Genomic DNA, 3,203 nt, shown 5'->3' on the forward strand with positions numbered 1-3,203 from the left:
GCTGCAAGCCCGGCCGTGCGCTTTTGCGTCTGCAAAAATTATTATATAATTTTTTTATGGATTTAAAATTTATTTCTTGGAACGTTAACGGACTTCGCGCTGTTACTAGCAAAAATTTTTACGAAGAGTTTAATTCTTTGAATGCAGATTTTTTTTGTCTGCAGGAAACTAAGCTTCAGGAAGGGCAAATTCAAATGGATTTGCCTGGATATTTTCAATATTGGAACTATGCTCAAAAAAAAGGCTATTCCGGAACGGCAGTTTTTACAAAATACGAGCCGGTTTCGGTTCTTTACGGAATTGGAATTCCTGAACACGACACCGAAGGCCGCGTAATAACTCTTGAATACAAAAATTTTTTTCTTGTAACAGTTTACACTCCAAATTCTCAAACCGAATTAAAACGCCTTGATTATCGCATGCGCTGGGAAGATGATTTTAAAAATTATCTTTTAACTCTTTCTCAAAAAAAAGGCGTAATTGTCTGCGGCGACCTGAATGTTGCCCACAAAGAAATCGATATAAAAAATCCTGCTTCAAATCGGCACAATGCCGGTTTTACCGATGAAGAACGCTCAAAAATGACTCAGCTTCTTGAGTCAGGCTTTACTGATTCGTTCAGATTTTTTTATCCTGAGGCAGCAAATATTTACAGCTGGTGGTCGTACCGTTTTCATGCACGCGAAAAAAATGCAGGCTGGCGCATCGACTACTTTTTAGTGAGCAATTCTTTAAAAGCTCAGATGAAAAGAGCTGCAATTCATACCGAAATTTTTGGATCCGATCATTGTCCTGTCGAACTGGTCTGCGACTGCGAAATTTAAAATTACTGCCGGCTTGTTGCTCTAGTGTCTACGATTCGCTTCATGTCGGCAATATTGTTTACAATAATATTATTTTCAAAAACTTCGATTTTTCTTGAAGATGCAAAACGGTTTATTTCGTCAGTTGTCTTTGCAACAGGAAGCGCCGCCCAATGAGCCACCTCTTGGATTGTAACATTAAATCTGCGCTGTTTTTCGTTTGGGTTTGCCGGTGGATTCATTTCGTCGAGCATGCAAAAAACATCTGCAATACGCGCCTGAGTATCTTGAATTACCAGAATCTTAAAACGCCTTTTCTGGTCATAAATGCGTTTGCAGAAAAGTTTTAAAATATTAAGTGCAATTTGCGGATTTCCGGTGATTAAAAGTTCAAAATTTGACTTGTTAAATTCCAGACACTGGACGTTTCCAACTGCAAGACATGTTGCTGAGCGCGGAGAATTGTCCAAAATCGCCATTTCTCCAAAAAATTCGCCAGGTTTTAGAATATCCAGATTTTTATTTTGACCGTTTACACATTTTACAAGCTGGACTGTGCCTTTTTGAATCAGATAAAAGCTTTCTCCAGGTTCAAATTCGCTTATGATAACTTGTCCAGGAGAATATTTTTTTGCAAAACGTGCAAATGCCGGAAGTTCAAAAACTTTTAAGGATTTGTCGTTCAAAGAAATATTTTCTGTTCCGTCGTCAAAAGCAAGGCTTTGGGATTGTTTTGCCCTTGCATCCGCTGTTATGAACATTTTTTTGACTGCATTTTCGTCTGCTGAATTTGGATAGTATTTTAAATATCTTAAACAAACATCTGCACAGCTGCGCCATTTTTCGTCATGAAAAAAAGCCTGGGCTACACCCAAAAGTCCGCTCTGGCGGTTTATGTCTTGTCCTTTGTTTAGAATTTCTTCAATCTGAGAATGAACTTTTCTTAACTGGTTTGAAAAAACTCTCAGCATTTTTAAAATCAAAGTCTTGTTTGAAGAAAATATTGTCTCAAATTCCTGAACTGTCAGCGAAAGACAAACAGAATCGATTAAAACCGTAGCTGTTTCTTCACGCGGGAAATGCCCCAACGCCGATTTTACTCCAAAAAATTCGCCGTTTTTTATCTGTTCTGTAACAGGAAGATTTGTCTCTATGTCTGTTGTGGAAATTATTACGCAGCCTTTTTGCAAAATAAAAACCCTGTCGTCACGGTCTCCTGCAAAATAAATGATTGAACCTTTATTGTATTGCATCACTTTTGGCATAAATTTTCTCCCATTGAATACAGGTTTTATAATTCAATTATAATCCAAATTTATAATAAGTTCTTTAAGATTTAGCATATTTTGATGAAAAAATTAACTGACTAAATCATATTTTCAAAAAAAATCATTTGAGAGGGTTTAATTCTAAAAAAATTTAATTTGTGCTATATTAAAAGAATGATTGATTTACATAGCCACTCTTCTGCATCTGACGGAATACTTTCTCCTGCCGATTCTGCCAGATATGCTTTTGAAAAAAAACTTACGGTCTGGGCTTTGACCGACCATGACACTGTTGACGGCTTGAACGATGCTGCAAAGGTCTGTTTGGAGACTGGAGTGAATTTTATTCCTGGAATTGAAATTACAGTTGCCTGGCCAGAAGGCGAATTTCATCTTTTGGGTTTGGGATTGCGCCGTAAAAGTGAAGAACTAAAAAATACCATTGACTATCTGACGGAAGAACGCTTTAACCGGAATTCTGAAATTGTCAGAAAAATGAACGAAGACGGTTACGATTTTACTCTTGAAGAGATTCAGTCAAATTTTACTGCAAGCCAGATTGGACGTCCTCATTTTGCGGATTTTTTGGTAAAAAAAGGAATTGTCCGCAACCGCCAGGAGGCATTTGACCGTTTTTTTGGACACGGAAAAAAATGGTATGTAAACCATACTGGCGAAAATCTCGAAACTGCGGTGGAAGCTATAAAAACATCGGGCGGAATTCCTGTAATTGCCCATCCATGCTCGCTTTTTTTAGGAATCGCAAGGCTTGAAGAAGAGCTTGAAAGAATCCATGCGGCAGGAGTTATGGGGCTCGAAGCCTGGCATCCAGGAGCAAGAAAAAGCCATTGTTACCATCTTGAAGAAATTGCCAGAAAACTTGGGATGTTTGTCACTGCTGGAAGCGATTTTCATGGAAAAGGTGTAAGGGCGGACAGACATTTGGGCAGGATGTTTGATAATAAAAAAATTGATGACAGATTTTGGCTTGAAGAATTAAAGCCCGCTCTTGGCGAAGATTTTAACTTTAAAAATACTGAATGGGCAAAATGAATTTTAGAGAATAGATTTTTTATGAACGGAAAATTCTGCGCCGGATGCGCCGGGCGAAAGTTGCCGGAGGCAATGAGCG

General features: G+C 38.2%; 3 protein-coding genes. 2 read left to right on the top strand and 1 reads right to left on the bottom strand.

The features are described 5' to 3' along the window. The first annotated feature begins 56 nt into the window (after positions 1-56). Entirely contained in the window at positions 57-824 is a 768-nt protein-coding gene (locus B3Y13_RS05235; protein WP_296668200.1) for an exodeoxyribonuclease III, read from the top strand. A 2-nt stretch (positions 825-826) separates the two neighbouring features. Here the strand turns inward: B3Y13_RS05235 and B3Y13_RS05240 are convergent, their stop codons facing one another. Continuing rightward, the gene (locus B3Y13_RS05240) at positions 827-2,068 is read right to left on the bottom strand and encodes a Crp/Fnr family transcriptional regulator (RefSeq protein ID WP_296024956.1); all 1,242 of its coding nucleotides are present in this window, start codon (positions 2,066-2,068) and stop codon (positions 827-829) included. A gap of 177 nt (positions 2,069-2,245) precedes the next feature. Here B3Y13_RS05240 and B3Y13_RS05245 point away from each other — a divergent pair, with 177 nt between their 5' ends. Then, positions 2,246-3,124, top strand: a complete 879-nt coding sequence (locus tag B3Y13_RS05245) for a PHP domain-containing protein (RefSeq protein ID WP_296668198.1) — start codon at positions 2,246-2,248, stop codon at positions 3,122-3,124. The last annotated feature ends 79 nt before the right edge of the window (positions 3,125-3,203 follow it).

Source organism: Treponema sp. UBA7567 (assembly GCF_002476655.1).
Classification (GTDB): Bacteria; Spirochaetota; Spirochaetia; order Treponematales; family Treponemataceae; genus Treponema_D.